The sequence below is a fragment of the Azoarcus sp. TTM-91 genome, from assembly GCF_012911025.1.
Taxonomy (GTDB): domain Bacteria; phylum Pseudomonadota; class Gammaproteobacteria; order Burkholderiales; family Rhodocyclaceae; genus Azoarcus.
This window is the reverse complement of record NZ_WUEI01000012.1, coordinates 1-18,452: the sequence shown is the minus strand read 5'-3', so window position 1 is coordinate 18,452 and position 18,452 is coordinate 1. Positions and strand designations below refer to the sequence as shown.

Annotated in this window: 19 protein-coding genes; 13 read left to right on the top strand and 6 right to left on the bottom strand. The window is 69.2% G+C overall.

Annotated features, from left to right (window positions below; translation table 11 throughout):
* Positions 1–2,859 (top strand): EAL domain-containing protein, encoded by a 2,859-nt coding sequence (locus GRF61_RS05550; RefSeq protein ID WP_169149714.1) that lies wholly within the window; start codon positions 1–3, stop codon positions 2,857–2,859.
* Positions 2,860–2,919: 60 nt separating this feature from the next.
* On the opposite strand, the gene GRF61_RS05545 is transcribed toward GRF61_RS05550, so the two are convergent.
* The gene (locus GRF61_RS05545) at positions 2,920–4,062 is read right to left on the bottom strand and encodes a PatB family C-S lyase (RefSeq protein ID WP_169149713.1); all 1,143 of its coding nucleotides are present in this window, start codon (positions 4,060–4,062) and stop codon (positions 2,920–2,922) included.
* Between the two features lie 159 nt (positions 4,063–4,221).
* On the opposite strand from GRF61_RS05545, the gene GRF61_RS05540 reads away from it, so the two are divergent.
* The 4 genes from GRF61_RS05540 (at position 4,222) to GRF61_RS05525 (ending at position 6,912) form a co-directional block, all read left to right on the top strand.
* Complete coding sequence (locus tag GRF61_RS05540; RefSeq protein WP_169149712.1) at positions 4,222–5,193, top strand: MBL fold metallo-hydrolase; 972 nt, start codon at positions 4,222–4,224, stop codon at positions 5,191–5,193.
* Between the two features lie 130 nt (positions 5,194–5,323).
* Positions 5,324–6,136, top strand: coding sequence for a tRNA threonylcarbamoyladenosine dehydratase (locus tag GRF61_RS05535; protein WP_169149711.1), 813 nt, complete (start codon positions 5,324–5,326; stop codon positions 6,134–6,136).
* Positions 6,133–6,519 (top strand): CbiX/SirB N-terminal domain-containing protein, encoded by a 387-nt coding sequence (locus tag GRF61_RS05530; RefSeq protein WP_169149710.1) that lies wholly within the window; start codon positions 6,133–6,135, stop codon positions 6,517–6,519. Before GRF61_RS05535 ends, GRF61_RS05530 begins: the two co-directional genes overlap by 4 nt.
* 84 nt (positions 6,520–6,603) lie before the next feature.
* Positions 6,604–6,912 carry a PilZ domain-containing protein gene (locus tag GRF61_RS05525; protein ID WP_133590404.1) on the top strand — a complete coding sequence of 103 codons (309 nt, stop codon included), beginning with the start codon at positions 6,604–6,606 and terminating at the stop codon, positions 6,910–6,912.
* Between the two features lie 25 nt (positions 6,913–6,937).
* Here the strand turns inward: GRF61_RS05525 and GRF61_RS05520 are convergent, their stop codons facing one another.
* From GRF61_RS05520 to GRF61_RS05510, 3 genes are all read right to left on the bottom strand, one after another.
* On the bottom strand, positions 6,938–7,477 hold the full coding sequence (locus tag GRF61_RS05520) for a hypothetical protein (RefSeq protein WP_169149709.1): 540 nt from the start codon (positions 7,475–7,477) through the stop codon (positions 6,938–6,940).
* Between the two features lie 207 nt (positions 7,478–7,684).
* Positions 7,685–8,182 carry a disulfide bond formation protein B gene (locus GRF61_RS05515; protein ID WP_169149708.1) on the bottom strand — a complete coding sequence of 166 codons (498 nt, stop codon included), beginning with the start codon at positions 8,180–8,182 and terminating at the stop codon, positions 7,685–7,687.
* A gap of 140 nt (positions 8,183–8,322) precedes the next feature.
* Entirely contained in the window at positions 8,323–9,228 is a 906-nt protein-coding gene (locus tag GRF61_RS05510; RefSeq protein WP_169149707.1) for a LysR family transcriptional regulator, read from the bottom strand.
* 104 nt (positions 9,229–9,332) lie between these two features.
* Between GRF61_RS05510 and GRF61_RS05505 the strand changes: the two genes are divergently transcribed.
* From GRF61_RS05505 to modD, 6 genes are all read left to right on the top strand, one after another.
* Positions 9,333–9,932: an NAD(P)H-dependent oxidoreductase gene (locus GRF61_RS05505; protein ID WP_169149706.1), complete on the top strand. Its 600-nt coding sequence runs from the start codon at positions 9,333–9,335 to the stop codon at positions 9,930–9,932.
* 33 nt (positions 9,933–9,965) lie between these two features.
* Positions 9,966–10,850 carry a pirin family protein gene (locus GRF61_RS05500; RefSeq protein ID WP_169149705.1) on the top strand — a complete coding sequence of 295 codons (885 nt, stop codon included), beginning with the start codon at positions 9,966–9,968 and terminating at the stop codon, positions 10,848–10,850.
* Between the two features lie 239 nt (positions 10,851–11,089).
* Positions 11,090–11,416, top strand: coding sequence for a (2Fe-2S) ferredoxin domain-containing protein (locus GRF61_RS05495; RefSeq protein WP_169149704.1), 327 nt, complete (start codon positions 11,090–11,092; stop codon positions 11,414–11,416).
* 2 nt (positions 11,417–11,418) lie between these two features.
* Positions 11,419–11,724, top strand: coding sequence for a nitrogen fixation protein NifZ (locus GRF61_RS05490; RefSeq protein WP_169149703.1), 306 nt, complete (start codon positions 11,419–11,421; stop codon positions 11,722–11,724).
* Between the two features lie 17 nt (positions 11,725–11,741).
* Positions 11,742–12,125 (top strand): hypothetical protein, encoded by a 384-nt coding sequence (locus tag GRF61_RS05485; RefSeq protein WP_169149702.1) that lies wholly within the window; start codon positions 11,742–11,744, stop codon positions 12,123–12,125.
* A gap of 47 nt (positions 12,126–12,172) precedes the next feature.
* On the top strand, positions 12,173–13,021 hold the full coding sequence (gene modD, locus GRF61_RS05480; RefSeq protein ID WP_169149701.1) for a ModD protein: 849 nt from the start codon (positions 12,173–12,175) through the stop codon (positions 13,019–13,021).
* Between the two features lie 129 nt (positions 13,022–13,150).
* Here the strand turns inward: modD and ybiB are convergent, their stop codons facing one another.
* Positions 13,151–14,071, bottom strand: a complete 921-nt coding sequence (gene ybiB, locus GRF61_RS05475) for a DNA-binding protein YbiB (RefSeq protein ID WP_169149700.1) — start codon at positions 14,069–14,071, stop codon at positions 13,151–13,153.
* A gap of 82 nt (positions 14,072–14,153) precedes the next feature.
* Here ybiB and GRF61_RS05470 point away from each other — a divergent pair, with 82 nt between their 5' ends.
* Together GRF61_RS05470 and GRF61_RS05465 are read left to right on the top strand one after the other, a co-directional pair.
* A complete protein-coding gene (locus tag GRF61_RS05470; RefSeq protein WP_169149699.1) occupies positions 14,154–15,035 on the top strand; it encodes a 2-hydroxy-3-oxopropionate reductase in 882 nt (293 codons plus the stop codon).
* Positions 15,032–15,904 carry an NAD(P)-dependent oxidoreductase gene (locus GRF61_RS05465; RefSeq protein ID WP_169149698.1) on the top strand — a complete coding sequence of 291 codons (873 nt, stop codon included), beginning with the start codon at positions 15,032–15,034 and terminating at the stop codon, positions 15,902–15,904. Before GRF61_RS05470 ends, GRF61_RS05465 begins: the two co-directional genes overlap by 4 nt.
* A 155-nt stretch (positions 15,905–16,059) precedes the next feature.
* Here the strand turns inward: GRF61_RS05465 and GRF61_RS05460 are convergent, their stop codons facing one another.
* Positions 16,060–18,384 (bottom strand): EAL domain-containing protein, encoded by a 2,325-nt coding sequence (locus GRF61_RS05460; protein ID WP_169149697.1) that lies wholly within the window; start codon positions 18,382–18,384, stop codon positions 16,060–16,062.
* Positions 18,385–18,452 lie beyond the last annotated feature (68 nt).

The following is an 18,452-nucleotide window of genomic DNA, read 5'->3' as shown; positions in this document are numbered from 1 at the left end:
ATGAAAGTCCTTTACGTCGAAGACAATCCGCTCGATGCGGATCTGGTCCGCCGCGGACTCGCGCGCGGCATGCCGGCCGCTGTGCTCGAACTGGCGACCAGCGTTGCGCGCGGCATAGAGCGGCTCAAGCTGGAGCCTGGCTACGAGGTGGTGGTGGCCGATCTCGCCCTGCCCGACGGCAGCGGCATGGACCTGCTGAACTGGGTGCGGGAGCAGCGGCTGCCACTGGCCTTCGTGGTGCTCACCGGCTCGGGCGACCAGGGCGCTGCGGTGGCGGCCCTCAAAGCGGGAGCGGACGACTACCTGGTCAAGGACGGCGATTACCTGGAGCGCCTGCCGCGCACGCTGGAGGTGGCGCTGAATCGCTCGCGCGCCGAGCTGGCTCACCGCAGCCGGCCCATCCGGGTGCTCTATGCCGAGCACCACCGCTTCGACATCGACCTCACCCGGCGGCACCTGCAGCACGGGGCTCCCCACCTGCGCATCCGCAATGTGGCGACTGCGGACGAAGTCCTCGCCAACCTGCCGGCCGCTCCCGGGCTGCCCTGCGACTACGATGTGGTGCTGCTCGATTTCCTGCTGCCCGGCATGAACGCGCTGGACATCACCAAGGTGTTGCGCGAAGAGCGCCGGCTGGACCTGCCCATCGTCATGGTCACCGGCCAGGGCAGCGAGGAGATCGCAGCCCAGGCGCTGCGGCTGGGGGTGTCCGATTACCTGGTGAAGCATGACGGCTACTTGCACGAGCTGCCGCTGGTGCTGGACAAGGTGTTCCGCGAGGCGGAGTTGGTGCGCGAGCGCGCAGCGCTGCGCCAGACCAGCGCGCGTCTGCAGGAGGTGCTCGCCACCAGCCCCTCGGTGAACTACACCATGGAGCTGCGCGACGGCGCCTGGCGGCTCACCTGGGTCAGCGACAACCTGCCTCGTCTCGCCGGCCACGAAGTCGCCGCCGCGCTGCAGCCAGGCTGGTGGGCTAGCTGTCTGCACCCGGCCGAGCAGGCGCTGGCGCGCAGCCTGCCGGTGGACCTTCGTGCCGGCACCCAGCGGGTGCGCGAATACCGCTTCCTGCGGGGTGACGGCGAGACGATGTGGCTGCGCGACGAAGGCAGGCTGGTGAGGGATGGCGAGGGCGCGCCGCAACGCATCGTCGGCGTATGGAGCGACATCAGCGAGCAGCGTGCCGCCACCGAGTGCCTGCGGCTGAACGCGGCGGTGATAGAGAGCACCCACGACGGCGTGCTCATCACCGACCTCGAAGGCCGCATCGTCTCGGTCAATCGCGCCTTCACCGTGGTGACCGGCTACGAGCGGGACGAGGTGATCGGCCGCAATCCGCGTTTCCTCCAGTCCGGCCGTCACGACCGCGCCCACTACCAGGCGATGTGGGCGGCGCTGACGCAGACGGGCTACTGGCAGGGCGAGCTGTGGAACCGCCGCCGCAACGGCGAGCTGTATCCGGAGTGGCTCACCCTGAACGCGGTGCGCAACGAGGCCGGCGAGCTCAGCCACTACGTCGGTGTGTTCACCGACATCAGCAAGCTCAAGCAGACCGAGGCGCGCCTGGAATACCTTGCCCATCACGATCCGCTCACCGACCTGCCCAACCGCCTGCTGGTGCTCTCCCGCCTGGAGCACGCGCTGGAGGTGGCCCAGCGCCGCGGCAAGCGGGTGGCGGTGATGTTCCTCGACCTCGACCGTTTCAAGACGGTGAACGACAGCCTGGGCCATTCGGTGGGCGACGAACTGCTGTGCGAGGTCGCCGGCCGCTTGCGCCGCCGGCTGCGCGAGGAGGACACCCTCGGCCGCCTGGGCGGCGACGAGTTCATGGTGCTGCTGGAGCAAGTGGAGGCGCCGGGCGATGCCGCCATCGTGGCGCAGAACCTGATCGAGGGGCTGGCCGAGCCTTTCTCCCTTTCTTCGGGTCATGAGGTGTTCATCCACGTCAGCGTCGGCATCAGCCTCTATCCGGACGACGGCTGGGAGTTCATGGAACTGGTGCGCAACGCGGATGCCGCGATGTACCGGGCCAAGAGCCAGGGCCGCAACACCTATGGCTTCTACACCGAAGACCTGACCCGCTACGCCAGCCAGCGGCTGGACCTGGAAACCCGCTTGCGCCGGGCGCTGGCGCAGGAGGAGTTTGTCGTCTTCTACCAGCCGGTGCTGTCGGTGGCCGATGGCCGCCTGCTGGGAGCGGAGGCCTTGGTGCGCTGGCAGCCCGCGGGGGAGGCGATGATCTCGCCGGTGGAGTTCATCCCCATCGCCGAGGAAACCGGCCTCATCCTGCCGCTGGGCGAATGGGTGCTGCGCGAAGCCTGTCGCCAGGCCCAGGCCTGGATTTCCGCCGGCCTTGCCTTCGGTTCGATGGCGGTCAACCTGTCCGCGGCACAGTTCAAGCGCCAGGATGTGGGCTCCATGCTGCGGGAAGTGCTGGAGGAAACCGGCTTGCCGGCCGGCCGGCTGGAGCTGGAGATCACCGAGAGCAACCTGATGGACCAAGGCGAGCGGGCGGCGGCAATGCTGGATCGCCTCAAGGAGCTGGGGCTGCGGCTGGCCATCGACGATTTTGGCACCGGCTATTCCAGCCTCGCCTACCTCAAGCGCTTTGCCATCGACAAACTCAAGATCGACCGCAGTTTCGTCAAGGATCTGGCCGACGACCGCAACGACCTCGCGATTGCCGCCGCGGTGGTCGCCATGGCGAGGGCGCTGGAGATCAGCGTGCAGGCGGAAGGGGTGGAAACCGCCTCCCAGCTTGCCTTGCTGGCGACCTTGGGCTGCGGCGCCTACCAGGGCTATCTTTGCAGCCCGCCGGTGCCGGCGGCGGAGTTCGAGGCGCGCTTCCTCCGCCACCGCTGACTTCCCCTGCAGACGCCCGCCGCGGTGTTCTTCCGCCCCGGCATGGCGGGTTGGCGCGCGTCAGCGTGTGGCCAGCGCCCGCTGCATCCTCCCCAGCGCATCGTCCAGCGTCGCTCGCGGGCAACCGAAGTTGAGGCGCAGGAAGCCGGGCAGGCCGAAGGGGCGGCCGTCCGACAGGCCTACGCCCGCGGCCTCGAAGAAGGCCGCCGGATCTGCCAGGCCACTGTCGCGGCAATCCAGCCAGGCGAGATAGGTCGCCTCCGGCCGGTTGGTGCGCAGGCCCGGCATGGCCGCTACCGCCTCCATCACCCGCTCGCGGTTGCCGCGCAGGTAATCGAGCAGCGCGCTGCGCCAGGCGCCGCCGTCGCGATAGGCTGCCTCGGTGGCCACCAGCCCCAGCACGTTCACATGCGGCACGATGCCGCGCATCGCCCGCCGGTAGCGCGCCCGCAGGCCGGCGTCCGGAATGATGGCGAAGGCGCAATAGAGCGCGGGGATGTTCCAGGTTTTGGAGGGCGCCATCAGCGTGATGCTGCGGCGGGCGATCTCCGGATTGAGCGCGGCCAGCGGAACATGCGGCTTGTCCTCGTCCAGCACCAGGCCGCAATGGATCTCGTCGCTGCAGACCACCAGGTCCCGGCCTTGGGCGAGGTCGGCCAGCCACTGCAGCTCTTCCTGGTCGAACACCCGGCCCACCGGGTTGTGCGGGCTGCACAGCATGAACAGGCGGGTATCCCCGGCAAGCGCCTGCTCGGTCGCCTGCCTGTCCCACTCCCAGCGCGTCGGGCCTTCAACCAGCGGTGCGGTGATCAGCCGGCGCTCGCAGTTGTCCGGCGCGGACAGGAAGGGCGGATAGATCGGCGTGGCGGTGAATACGCTGTCCCCGGGCTGGCCAACGGCACGGCAGGCGAGGTTGAAGCCGGTGACCACGCCCGGCAGCCATACCAGCCACTCGGCTTCGACCTGCCAGGCATGGTCGCGCGCCAGGCCGGTGATGACCGCCTCGGTCAGCGAGGGCCAGGCATCGGTGTAGCCGAAGATGCCATGGTCCAGCCGCTCGCGCAGCGCTTCCAGCACGGCGGGCGGTGCGGTGAAATCCATGTCCGCCACCCAGAGCGGAAGTACGTCACGGCCGGCATAGCGGCCCCACTTCTCGCCGGGAACGGTACGGCGGTCGGGTTGTCGGTCGAAATCGAAATCCATGTCGTGAGCCGGGGCCGCGGTGGCGTTAGGGACGGACAGTTTAACGTCCCGGGTCCGCTGCCCGGCGCATTCCACCCCTTGGGCTGCGCGGCTGGAGAGCGTTTTTTGTTACTCGGATAGAATCGGGCAAAACAGTCCGAAGGACGGAGGAAGGCAACCGTGCATGATCTCTGTGCGCATCCTGACGGCATTTATGCGGTGGATTCCGGCTATGGCCGGCCACTGCTTGCCGCAATCCACATCATCGTCCACCGAGGCCGCGCCGCGGTGGTGGATACCGGCTGCAACGCATCGGTGCCGCGCGTATTGGCCGCGCTGGCCGGCTTGGGCGTGGCGCCGGACGCTGTCGAATGGGTGATGCTGACCCATGTTCACCTGGACCACGCCGGTGGCGCCGGCAGCCTGATGTGCGCGCTGCCCGGGGCCAGGCTGCTGGTTCATCCGCGCGGCATTCCGCACATGGTCGACCCCACCCGACTGTGGCAGGGAACGGCTGCGGTGTATGGGGCTGAGCGCGCCTTTTCGCTGTATGGTCGCCTGGTGCCGGTGGAGGAAGAGCGCGTCGTCGCCGCGGTGGAGGGGCAGACGCTGGAACTGGCGGGTCGTGTCTTCGAGGTGCTGGAGACGCCGGGGCATGCCAAGCATCACGTGGCGCTCTGGGATACCCAGGCACAGTCCTTCTTCGCCGGCGATACCTTCGGCCTCTCCTACCGCGAGCTGGATGTGGATGGCCGCGCCTTCATCTTTCCCAGCACCACGCCTACCCAGTTCGATCCGAATGCGTTGCACGCTTCGGTGAACCGCATGCTGTCGCGTTCGCCGCGGGCCATGTTCCTTACTCACTACAGCCGGGTGACCGACATTCCACGGCTGGCCGACGATCTGCACCGGCTCATCGACACCCAGGTCGCGGTGGCGAAGGCTGCCCGCGGAGATGGGGTGGCGCGGCATGTGGAGATCCTCGCCGGCCTGGAGCAGATCGTGCGGGAGGAGTCGGAGCGGCAGGGCTGGCTGCTGGCAGAGGACGCCGTGCTGGAACTGCTGCGCGACGACCTGGAGCTGAATGCCCAGGGGCTGGGCGTGTGGCTGGACAGCCAGAAGGCCCGCTTGCCGGCGGCAGAGATCGTCTGAGCATTCGGGGGCGGAGCCTGTCGCGGTGCGCCGCTCCCGTCTGTTGCCGGCACCGCAGGCCGCCGCCGCCCCGCCCGGGCCAGGGGAGTGGAGTAAGATCGGCCGGATTTCCCGTTCCCGTATGTCTCCGATGTCGCTTCCGCTCGCTCCCGAACATGCCCTGTCGCCCCCCACGGGGGAGGCCGATGCCGCTCGCCGCTTCGGCGGCCTGGACCGCCTTTATGGCCCCGGGGCGGTGGAGCGGCTGGCGCAGCGGCATGTCTGCGTCGTCGGCGTCGGCGGCGTCGGCTCTTGGGTGGCGGAGGCGCTGGCGCGCAGCGGGGTCGGCCGGCTGACCCTGGTGGATCTGGACAATGTCGCCGAGTCCAACATCAACCGGCAGATCCATGCGCTGGACGGAACGCTGGGCCAGGCCAAGGTGCAGGCGATGGCGGCGCGCATTGCCGCAATCAATCCGGCCGCCCGGGTCGTCCAGGTGGAAGACTTCCTGACGCCGGAGAATGCGGCCGAGCTGCTGCAGGGCATGGACTATGTGGTGGATGCAATCGACAACGTGCGTGCCAAGGTCGCCATTGCCGCGGTTTGCCGCAGCCAGGGCTTGCCGCTGGTGATGGCGGGCGGGGCAGGCGGAAAGACGGATCCGACGCGCATCCGGGTCGACGACCTTGCCCGCACCGAACAGGACCCCCTGCTCGCCAAGGTGAGGGCCGCGTTGCGCAAGAATCACGGGTTCCCGCGCGACCCACGGCGCAAGTTCGGGATCGAGGCGGTGTATTCGGTGGAGCCGCTGCGCTATCCGGTTGCCGCCTGTGCGCCGGGCCAGGGGCCGCAGGGGCTGGCCTGCGCAGGCTATGGTTCCAGCGTGGCGATGACTGCCAGCGTGGGCCTGTTCGCCGCGGCACGGGTGCTGGATCGGCTGGTGGTGCAGGAGGCGCGGCCATGAGCGGGAGTCAGGGCGTGATCCTGTTCGGGCATGGTGCGCGTGATCCCGCCTGGGCGGGGCCGATGCAGCGTATGCGCGAGCGTGTGCGGGCGCTCGCGCCGGAGCTGGAGGTAACGCTGGCCTTCCTGGAGCTGATGTCGCCCTCCCTGGCGGAAGCGGCTGAGGGCTTGATCGCCGGCGGCTGCCAGCGCCTGGTGATCGTGCCGGTGTTCCTGGCCCAGGGCGGCCACCTGAAGCGCGACCTGCCGGCGCTCCTGGCGGAACTCGCCACCCGGCATCCGCAGGTGGTGTTCAAGCTGGAACCGGCAGTGGGCGAGGCGGAGCCGGTGGTGGCGGCCATCGCGGATTACGCCTGCGCCTGCGCGCGTGCCCCTTCCAGCTGATTTCGCCCGGATGCGGGCATATGTCCGCCATCCCCGCCGGGGCAGGCCGGCTACAATCGCGCATCGTCATCTGCGGGGTTGCCAATGAATGCTCGCTCCACACCTCCGGATCGTCGGCTGGACCGGCGCATTCCCCTCGGTTGTTCCGCGTCCATCTTCTTGCCCAATGGCGAGGTGGTGGCGGCGGAGTGCGTGGAAATCAGTGTCGGCGGAATGACGATACGGGCGGCCTATGTGCCCGGGGAGCTGGAAGTGATCGAGGTGGCCGTTGCCTCGCCCGGCGCCCAGCTCGACCGCCCGCCGCTGGTGACACGGCTGCAGGTGAAGCGCTGCCACGCGGTGGGCGACGGCATCTACGAGATCGGGGGCGCCATAGTCCGCGTACTGGGCTGAACCGCCGGGCGAGATTGCGCCCGGTTCAGTATTTTCCCGGCCTGCGCGGCAGCTGGCCGCCCAGGGTGAAGCCGGCGCGGAACAGGGCGGGCAGCAGGCGCCGGCTTTCCCGCCGGGCGCGGGCAAACCGCAGTAGCTCCGCATGCAGCGGGGCTTCGTCGGAGTAGGGCAGCAGCGGCTGCTCCTCATCCACCTCCCCCCGACGGACACACTCCTGCGCCAATGGTGCAAAGCGCAAATTCACTTCCAGATCGAATACGTGCCGCTCTAGAAAGCGCACCAGCTCGAACAGCGCCACCGTGGCAGTCAGTACGAAAAAGGGGAAAACCGTAGCCGAAGTGGTTTCGGTGAAGCCTTCGCCCTCGGCCAGGGCGAAGCGCCCCATCGCCATGGCGAGTCCCAGCATGACCAGCAGATAGGCGGTCAGCCGCGAGGCGAATGCGCGGCGGCGGGCGTTCTCCCGTACGCGCATGTCGAAATGCAGTTTCTCCAGCTGGCTGTAGTCTTCCGCGCTGCCCTTGAACCAGGGAGGCACTCCCCGGCTCGCATTCGATTGCTCATACATGATGGCTCTCCTCGCGCGGACGCCGCTGGTTGCGGCGTTCCGATCCGATGCAATACCGGTAACTGCGCGCCAACAATAGCAATGGATTCCATTTCTGCCAACGTGGGTATTGGCTGGGTGGCCGCTATCGTCCGGCGTACGGCATCCGGCTGCCCGCGAGGCATGCTGCGCTGCGGTAGCGCGGGCGAGGAAAGCGGAGGGAAAGGCTCAGCGCCGACGCAATAGCTGGTGCACCGCGACCGCTGCGATGCCCAGCAGGCAAAGGAGGGACCAGTTGGCGATGGAGAGGCTGAGGAAGGTCCAGTCCACCGCGCTGCAATCGCCTGAGCCGCCAAAGATCATCGGCAGGGATTCGGCGAGAGGGAAGCTGTCCAGCATATAACCAAGGTCAGGGCCGCACTCGGCGAATTCGGGCGGATACAGCTGTATCCAGCTCTGCCTCGCGGCAACGCCGGCTCCTGCCAGGGCGGCGATCAGGATCAGCAGGATGTAGGCCTTGCGGCCGGTGCGCGCCGGTCCATGGATGCCGGCGACGAGCGAGACCAACGCGATCGTGACGAAGGCGTAGCGCTGCATGATGCACATCGGGCAAGGCTGCAGGCCGACTGCATGCTGGAGATAGAGCCCGAAGCCCAGCAAACCGGTGCAGATGAGGAAGAGGGCGAGGAATGGGCCGCGCGGGTAGGACAGGAAGGTTGCAGGCATGGGGGCGTCGAGAGCGAAGGGTGGGAGGGGCGGTGCCGATGAGGCCGAAGTCGAGATGCTAGCGCCAGCCGGTGGCGAGCGCATTTCGTGCGTGCGGCTAGGCGGAAAGTTCCCTGCGCAGGGGCAGGCGTGTGGACTGGCTATTCCCGTATCGGGCTGAGGGCGGTTGCCAGCATGTCGAGGAAGGCCCGCGTTTTGGTCGGCATCAGCCGGCGTCCGGGAAACACCGCCCAGGCGGTGGCTGAGGGCAGGTTCCACTCGGGCAGGACGCGGCGCAATTCGTCCCGCCGCACGTGAGGCTGGGCGAAGTACTCGGGCACGGCGACGATGCCGGCACCGGCCCGGGCCAGCCGGATCAGCAGTTCCGGCGAATTGGCGATGCTGCGGCCGGGCGGCGTGCCCGTCCACTCATGCTCGCCGTGGCGCAGGCACCAAGGGGCTGGTTCGCCGTTGCGGCCCAGCAGGTGCAGGCAGTCGTGGCCGGCCAGGGCCTCCGGCACGGCCGGCGCGCCGCGGGCGGCGAGGTAGGCGGGCGAGGCGTACAGCCCGGAGGGATAGGTGGCGATGCGGCGGGCGGCCAGGTTGGCGTCGTCCGGCAGATCGCCCATGCGCAGCGCGAGATCGAAATTCTCGCCCAGCAGATCCACCCGCCGCGGCGACAGGTCCAGCTCCAGCGTGACCGCCGGATGCAGGGCGACGAAGGCGGCCAGCATGTCCACCAGCAGCAGGTTGGCGAAGTCGCTGGGCATCGAGACCCGCAGCCGGCCGCTGGGCCGGGCCTGACGATGCTCCGCCAGTGCGGCGACCGCATCCACTTCCGCCGCCACCTGGCGGGCGTGCTCCAGCAGGCTGTGGCCGAACTCGGTGAGGTTGAGGCGCCGGGTTGTGCGCTGGAGCAGGCGTTCGCCCAGCCGCTCCTCCAGCTGACCGATGCGGCGGGAAACGGTGGACTTGGGCAATTCCAGCCTTTCGGCCGCGCGGGTGAAGCTGCCGGCCTCGGCCACGCGGGCAAAGATGAGGAGATCGTTGGCGTCGTATTGTTCCATTTTTGGGTCAATGTTATCCGATGTGGCGTATTTATCCATTATGAGGTGGGTAATAAAGTGGAGCCCATGCAGCAAAGCACCCCACCCCAAACAAGGAGAGCCAAATGAACATCCTGCAGATCAATGCCAGCGCCCGCACCGTCGGTGCCAACTCCACCCATGTTGCCGAGCGCATCGTCGCCCGCCTGCGCGCGGCGAATCCCGACGCCAACCTCACGCTGCGCGATCTGGCCGCCAATCCCCATCCGGTGCTGGACGAAGCGGCGCTGGGCGCGCTCTTCACCCCGGCCGAACAGCGCAGCGCCGAGCAGGCGGCGCGGGTGGCGCTGGATGATGCGCTGATCGCCGAGATCCAGGCTGCCGATACGGTGGTGCTGGGAGTGCCGATGTACAACTTCGGCGTGCCGGTGCAGCTTAAGAACTGGATCGACGCCATTGCCCGCGCCCGTGTCACCTTCCGCTACACCGAGAACGGCGTGGAAGGCCTGCTGAAGGGCAAGAAGGTGTACGTGGCCCTGGCCCGTGGCGGCCGCTACCGCGACACCCCGGCCGACAGCCAGGTGCCTTACCTCAAGACGGTGCTGGCCTTCCTCGGCATGACCGACGTCAGCTTCATCTACGCCGAGGGCCTGGCGCTGGGCGAAGAGGCGGCAGCCCAGGCCTTTGCCGATGCGGAAGCGGACATGGATGCCGCCTTCGCCTGAACCCCGAATTGCATCCTAGAACAGGAGACCATCATGACGACCACGACAGAGACGATGCGGCCCGACACGGTGAATCGCTCCCGCGAGGTGGAGCGCCTGGTGGCCGGGCAGGCCACCTCGGACGGCGCCGGGGTGAAGCTCACCCGGGTGCTCACCCAGCCGCTGCAGCGGCGGCTGGATCCTTTCCTGATGCTGGATGCCTTCCGCAGCGACGATCCGGACGACTACATCGCCGGCTTCCCGGATCACCCGCACCGCGGCTTCGAGACGGTGACCTACATGATCGCCGGCCGCATGCGGCACCGCGACAGCGCCGGCCACGAAGGCTTGCTGCAGAACGGCGGCGTGCAGTGGATGACCGCTGGCCGCGGGGTCATCCACTCCGAGTTGCCGGAGCAGGAGGACGGCCTGATGGAAGGCTTCCAACTGTGGCTGAACCTGCCGGCCGGGGACAAGATGAGGGACCCGTGGTACCGCGACTTCTCCGCCGCCGACCTGCCCGTCTTCTCGACTGACGACGGTGCGGCGGTAACCGTCATCGCCGGCACCAGCCATGGCGTAGCGGGCGCGGTGAGCCGCGAGGGCACCCAGCCGCTTTACCTGGACCTGCAACTGCCGGCGGGCGGCCGTTTTGCCCAGCGGCTGCCGGCGGAGCACAACGCTTTCCTCTACGTCTATCGCGGCGCGGTCACGGTCGCCGGGCGGGAGGTTGGCGAAAGGAGGATGGCGGTGCTCGCCAACGCGGCGGACCGGGATGGCGTGGCGGTCGAAGCGGGAGCCGAGGGTGCGCGCCTGCTGCTGATCGCCGGCCGGCCGCTGAACGAGCCCATCGCGCAGTACGGCCCCTTCGTGATGAACACCGAGCAGCAGATCTATGAAGCGCTGGCGGATTTCCGCGACGGGCGTTTCGGCGGCTGATGCGCAGCGCGCCCCGTCCGGCCGCGCCCCGCGATGCCTCAAGGCACGCGGGGCGCGTTTTTTTGGGGAGCGCGGCGGAGGAAGGCGATTGTCGCATCCCGGCCCGGACTGCCATCCCCGCAGAGGCTTGTCGCAAAGACGACAGCCCCCTTCCTGCAAGCATTTGAATTGGTGAAAGAAAGTTGATGGCACCCGGCTTGCTTCGGAGAGGAGAAATCTTTCCCTCCAGGAGCCTAGCCATGCCCAAGCCGAAAAAGCACGTACTCGTCTGTGTCCAGGGGCGTCCGCCGGGCCATCCCCGTGGCTCCTGTCAGCAGAAGGGCTGCATGGATGTCTTCCAGGCTTTCCAGGAGGCTTTCCAGGCGCGCAACCTGTGGAACGACTTCGCGGTGACCAACACCGGCTGCCTCGGCCCCTGCATGAGCGGGCCCAGCGTGCTGGTCTATCCGGACGCGGTCATGTACGGCGGCGTGGCGGCGGGCGACGTGGCGGCCATCATCGACGAACACCTGATCGGCGGCGCGCCGGTCGAGCGCCTGAAAGTACCTGCGGAAATCTGGGGGTGAGCATGGAAACGCCAGTTCAGCCGGAAGCCCTGTCGGGCGAGCCGACCTACCCGCCGGGCACCATCGTGTTCGCGGTGGACGACATCCACAACGATGGCAGCCTGCCGGGCGTGCCCGAGGGCGAGTTGCTGGCCGCGGCCGGCACCCGCGGCGTGGTGGTGAAAGTGGGGCACATCGAGGAAGTGCTGGATGTGGAGGTGTTCGTCGTCCGCTTCGAGGCGGCGGATGGCGTGCTCGGACCACCGGTGGGCTGCTTCGTCGAGGAGATCGGCCGGGAGGCCGGCGCCGCGGCGCCGGTTTTATCCTGAGCGGGCTAGAGGGCCGCATGCGCATCGCGGTCGCCACCCGCGAGTTCCTGGAAGTGTCCGGGCATGCGGGCAAGACGCGCGAGTGGCTGATCTACGATTGCACTCCGGGCAGCCCGCTGCCGGTGCCGGAGCGCATCACGCTGGAGAAGGCGCAGCTTTTCCACTACTTTGACGACGTCGGCCCGCATCCGCTGGACGGCGTGGATCTGGTGGTGGCGGGCAGCGCCGGCGATGGCTTCCTGCGCCACATGGCCAAGCGCGGCGCCGAGGTGCTGCTCACCGGCGAGAGCGAACCGCAGGCGGCGCTGGAAAAGCTGATCGCCGGCGAGGCGCTGGCGGACACCCGCTTCGATCCGACACGGGCGCTGTGCGCCCTGCGCGATCTCTTTTCCCGGCATTGAGTTCCCGCCCGTGAGGAGCGTGCCGGCCAACCAGGAGTAGGGCTTCCATGCGTCATCCGGTTCTGAGCGATCAAGAGTTGGCGGCCCTGCTTGCCGACGACGTGCCCTGCGGCGATCTCACCACCGACAGCCTGCGCATCGGCCCGCGGCCGGCCCGGCTGAGCTTCTGCGCTCGCGGCCCGATGACGGTCTGCGGCGTGGAAGAGGCCGCCCGGCTGTTCGAACTCAACGGCGCGCGGGTGCGGCTCGAAGCCCGGTCGGGCGAGAGCCTGTCCTTCCAGGCGCCCATCCTCACCGTGGACGGCAGTGCGGAAGTGCTGCACCGCACCTGGAAGACCGCCCAGGTCCTGGTCGAATGGGCCAGCGGCATCGCCAGTGCGGCGGCGGCCATCGTCCAGGCGGCCCAGCACAAAGGCAAGCGGGTGCCGGTGGCCTGCACCCGCAAGACGGTTCCCGGCACCAAGGCGCTGTCGGTGAAGGCGGTGCGCTGCGCCGGCGCCACCATGCACCGGCTTGGCCTCTCCGAGACCCTGCTGGTCTTTCCGGAGCACCGCTTGTATCTGGACGAGTCGCCGGCGGTGACGGTGGCGCGCCTGCGGGCGGCGGAGCCGGAAAAGAAGGTGGTGGTCGAGGTCGGCACGGTGGACGAGGCGCTGGCCTGGGCGCAGGCCGGCGCCCATGTGGTGCAGACCGAGAAATTCCCGCCGGACCGGGTCGCCGAGTGCCGCGCCGCGCTGGATGTGCGCCAGCTGCCCTGCCTGTTGGCCGCCGCTGGCGGGGTGAAGGCGGACAACGCCGAAGCCTATGTTGCCGCGGGCGCCGATTTGCTGGTCAGCTCGGCGCCATTCTCGGCACCGCCGCGGGATGTCAAGGTGCAGTTCTTCGGCGACATGTAGGCCGGTGCCGCCTGCGGGCGGCGGGCGCAAGGCGATTCGACTGTGTTTGGCGCCTGCACTTGCAAGGCTGAGAAATCCAGGTTCGCCGGGTGCATGAAAAGGGGAGTGAGGCGGCTCCCCTTGTTTCGTTCACGGCGCCTTCGCCAGGGCCGCCAGGGCGTCCACCTGCGCCCGGATGGGCTCGGGCGCCGGCTGCTCGCCGGCCAGCACTGCCTGGATCAGGCGCACGTTGTCGGCGATGGAGGGATTGTCCGGTAGGCCGGCCAGCGGCGGCGCGCCGCCTTCTTCGCCCTCCACTGCAACCCGGCCCTGGCCGTGTTCGTAGACGGTGAGCGTCGGGCAGCGGCGCGGGTTGGCGTAGATCTCGCCCTCGGTGCCGCGCAGCAGCATCGCCGGCCCCGGGTCGGCGCGCAGGAAGGCATCCATGCGCTCCAGATACTCCGGGTGCGTCACCGCCACCACCCGCACGCTGCGCCCGCGCGCCGGGTCCAGCAGCTTGGCCATGATGTGGCCGCTGCCGCGCAGGCCGAAGCGGGTGCGCAGTGCCAGCAGGCGGTCCAGCCCCGGCAGCAGTTGTTCGACGCCGATGCAGGCGAGGCGCCGTTGGGCAAGCTGGGCGGAGGCGGCGGCTGCATCCGCCGCGCGCTCCAGCCCGAGGGCGGACAAGAGCTCGAAGGGGCTGACGCGGGATTCGAAGTCGTGCCGCCCCTGGATCAGCACCGGCACGCCTTCGCGCGCCAGCAGCAACGCCACCAGCGGCATCAGGTTGGGCTGGCGGCGGGCGCCGTTGTAGGTGGGCAGCACCACGCAACGCGGGCCGGGTGGCACGGCGACCTGGGCAGTGCGCACATCCATCGCCTGCTTGAAGCCCAGCAACTCGGGCAGCGATTCGCTCTTCACCCGCAGCGCGATCAGGATGGCGCCCAGCTCCAGGTCCGGCACCTTGCCGTCCAGGATGTCGCCGAAAAGCGCGGCCGCGGCGGCCACGTCCAGAGGCCGCGCGCCCTTGGCGCCACGGGCAATTTCCTTGATGATTGGGGCGTAAGTCATGGCCGCATTATCCGCCCGGCGGCGCGCCCGCGGTAGCCGCGTGCGCGGTGGCCTCCCATCCCTCGCAAGGAGTGCAATCCCAATGGAAGTCGGATTCATCGGACTCGGCCTGATGGGCCGCCCCATGGCCCTCAATCTGCTCAAGGCCGGCCACAAGGTGCATGTGTGGACCCGCCGCCAGGAGTCCATGGCGCCGTTGCTGGAAGCCGGTGCCCAGGGCCACGCCAGCGCAGCCGAGGTGGCGGCGCAGGTGGAGGTGACCATCTCCATGGTGGCCGATGCGCCGGACGTCGAGCAGGTGGCGCTGGGTGCCGGCGGCGTGGCCGAAGGCGCGCGGCCGGGGCTGGTCCATGTGGACATGAGCACCATCGCGCCGGCCGCGGCGCAGGCGGTGGCGGCGCGCATGGCGGAGAAGGGCATTGCCATGCTGGACGCGCCGGTGTCCGGCGGCGAAGTGGGCGCCATCGCCGCCACGCTGACCATCATGGTGGGCGGCGAGCAGGCTGCCTTCGACAAGGTGAAGCCGCTGTTCGAGGCCATGGGCAAGTCGGTGACTCGCATCGGCGATTCCGGCGCCGGCCAGGTCGCCAAGGCCTGCAACCAGATCCTGACCGGCGTGGGCGTGGCGGCGGTGGCCGAGGCGCTGAACTTCGCCACCCGCAGCGGCGTGGATGCGGCGCGGGTGCGCGAGGCGCTGCTCGGCGGCTTCGCCTATTCGCGGGTGCTGGAGAACCACGGCCAGCGCATGCTGGACCGCAACTTCAAGCCCGGCTTCAAGGCCTGGATGCACCAGAAGGACATGCGCATCGTCATGGAAGAAGCGCATCGCCTCGGCCTCGCCCTGCCAGCGGCGGCGGCCACCGCGCAGATGTTCAACGCCATGGTCGGCAGCGGCCTGGGCGAGGACGACTCCATTGGCGTGCTCAAGCTGCTGGAGCGTATGAGCGGCGGGGCTGGCGAATGAAGCTGGGCTTCGTCGGCCTGGGGGCGATGGGGCGGCCGATGCTGGGCCACCTGATCGCCGCCGGGCACGAACTGGCGGTGTGGGCGCGGCGGCCGGAAGCGGCGGCCGAGGCGGCCCGGGCCGGGGCCGCGGTGTGCGCCACGCCGGCCGAGCTGGCGGCGCGCAGCGAGGTGGTGTTCTCCATCGTCACCACCGGCGCCGACGTGAGTGCGGTGGCCTTCGGCGGGAACGGCCTCGCCGAAGGCTTCCGCCGCGGCGGCGTGCATGTGGACATGAGCACCACCTCGCCCACGGTCGCGCGCGAACTGGCCGGGCGTTACGCCGGGCTGGGCGTGGACTGGCTGGATGCGCCGGTTTCCGGCGGCGCTGCGGGTGCGCAGGCGGCCACGCTGGCCATCATGGCCGGCGGCGAGGCGGCGGTGCTGGCTCGCGTGCAGCCACTGTTGGCGACGCTGGGCAGCCGGGTGGTGCATGTGGGCCCGGCCGGCGCCGGCCAGGTGGCCAAGGCCTGCAACCAGATGGTCATGGTGTCCGCCATAGAGGCCTGCGCCGAAGCCATGCGGCTCGCCGCCGCCCACGGCGTGGATGTCGCCGCGGTGCGCCAGGCGCTGATGGGCGGCTCGGCGGCCTCGCGCATGCTGGAGGTGATGGGTGGGCGCATGGTGTCGCGGGATTTCTCCGCCGGCGTGGAGGCGTGGCTGCATCACAAGGACTTCGGCATCCTGCTGGGAGAGGCGTATCGCTTGGGTGTGCCGCTGCCGATCGCGGCGCAGGTCTGGCAGCAGCTCAACGCGCTGATGGCGCAGGGCTGGGGGCAGGACGACACCGCCAGCCTGCTGCGGGTGCTGGAGTCTGCCAGCGGGGCTTGAGTTTTTCTGCAGGCGGCTTTGGCGCGGGGGACTGCGACGAAGAGCAGGCTATGTTGGCCGGAACGTAGCCGCCCCTTCGCGGGTGGCCCTCTTCCTCTCTCCGTCCCTCTCAGGCGCGGGGAGGGGGAGGCAGGCGGCGGTCTGTGCGGGTGACCTCAGACCGGCTCTACCGGCAGTGGCAGGCCGACCAGATGCGCGGCCCGCAGGCCGGCCAGTAGTGCGCTGATCTCCTCGCCCGGCAGCGGCCGGCTGGAGAGGAAGCCCTGGTAGATGTCGCACTGCCATTCGCGCAGCAGCCGCAGCTGCGCCACGCTCTCCACCCCTTCGGCCACCACCGCCAGGCGCAGGCTGTGGGCCATGGCGACTACGGTGCGGGCGATGGCGGCGTCGTCCGGCTCTTCGACGATGTCCTTGATGAAGGAGCGGTCGATCTTCAGCCGGTCTATGGGGAAGCGGCGCAGGTAAGCCAGGCTGGAATAGCCGGTGCCGAAGTCATCCACCGCGATCTGCAGCCCCAGCGCCTTGCAGCGGTTGAGGATGTCGGAGCTGCGCTCCGGGTCGCGCATCACCAGGCTTTCGGTCAGCTCCAGCTCCAGCAGCCTCGCCGGCAGGCCGGTTTCCTCCAGCACCTGGGCGATCAGTTCCGGCAGCTTGCTCTGGTCGAACTGGCGGGCGGAGAGGTTGACCGCCACCGGTGCCTCCAGCAGGCCGGCCTCCCGCCAGGCCTGGGCCTGGGCGCAAGCGGCGCGCAGCACCCATTCGCCTATCGGCACGATGAGGCCGCTGTCCTCTGCGATGGGGATGAAGCGGTCCGGCGGTACCAGCCCGCGCTCCGGGCTGTTCCAGCGCAGCAGGGCCTCCATGCCAACGATCTCGCCGCTGGCCACATCCACCTGCGGCTGGTAGTGCAGCACGAAGGCCTGCCGTTCCAGCGCCTGGCGCAGCTGGTTCTCGATCACCAGCCGCTCGGAGACATGGCTGGAGAGCTGGCGGGTGTAGAAGCGGAAGCCGTTGCGGCCTTCCTCCTTGGCGGAGTACATGGCGGCGTCGGCGTGCTTGATCAGCGTTTCTTCGTCCGGGCCGTCGTCCGGGTAGAGGGCGATGCCGATGCTGGGGGTGATGGTGAGCTGCTGGCCGCGCACGTCGAAGGGCCGGCGCAGGGCCTGCAGCACCCGCTCGGCGACTTCCGCCGCCTCGTTCCGCGATTCCAGCGCCGGCAGCAGGATGACGAACTCGTCGCCGCCCATGCGCGCCACCGTGTCTTCGCCGCGCACGCAGGTCATGAAGCGCTGGGACACCGCCTGCAGCAGCAGGTCGCCGGCGTGGTGGCCGAGCGAATCGTTCACATACTTGAAGCGGTCGAGGTCCAGGAACAGCAAGGCCAGCCGTTCGCCGCGGCGGCGGCAGGTGTCCAGCGCTTCGGTGAGGCGCAGGTTGAGCAGGCTGCGGTTGGGCAGTTCGGTGAGGGCGTCGTAGTGGGCGAGGAAGCGGATGCGCAGCTCCGCCGCCTTGCGGTGGGAGACGTCGGCGACGATGCCGAGGTAGCCGAGCAGGTGGCCGTCCGCCTGCAGTGGCGAGATCGACAGGCTGGCGGGGAAGCGGCTGCCGTCGCGCCGCTGCAGCGTCAGCTCGTGCGGCTCGACGATGCGGCTGCCACGGCTTTCCGCCACCAGGCTGGGGAAGCCCTTGGTGTCGTAGCGGCTTTCCAGCCGCGCCATGTCGTCTTCCGGGTAGAAGGTCTGCAGCGTGAGATGGCCGATGACCTCGGCCGCCGGCCAGCCGAAGATGCGTTCCGCGGCTGGGTTGAAGAGCTGGATCAAGCCCTTGGCGTCGGTGGAGATGATGGCGTACTCGGAGCAGTCCAGGATTGCGCTCTGCAGCGCTCCGTTCTTGCGCAGCGCGGCCTCGGAGCGCATGCGCTGGTCCACTTCGGCGCCCATCGCGGCGTTGCTGCGGGCGAGTTCGCGGTTGGCCTGTTCCAGCGCGGCGGTCTGGCGCGCCACCTGCCGGCGGATGGCGCGGTTGCGGCTCTGCAGGACGAAGGCGAGGGCGGCGGCGAGCAGGCCCAGCAGCGGCGCGCCCACCTGCAGCGCCTGAACCGAGGGACTGGGTTCCAGCGAGTAGTGGCCGGGCAGCGGCGAGGCTTCCACCAGCCAGCTGCGTTCGCCGGCGTCTATTGCTTCCGCGTAGACCATGGGGGCCGGGCGCAGGCCGGGATCCTGGTACAGCGGGGTCGGCCGGCCGTTGGTGATCTCGATGACTTCCAGGCCGATGTCCAGCGCGTCGCTGCGGTCGGCCAGCAGATGGACGATCTCCCGCCGGCCGTCCTCGCCGCCGGCCCGTATCGCCGGGGCCTGGAATTCCCGCCGCAGGTGAGCGATTTCCTGCGCCGCCAACTGCTGGAAGCGCGACCAGGTATGGGTCTGCTCCATCTCCAGCGCGCGGTCGCGGAAGTAGTCGATGCCGGTCCACACCAGCACGAACAGGGCGGCGGAGGGCTTCAGCCCTCGCGGTCTGGCGCGCTAGGACGGCCATACCAGCGGAAGCG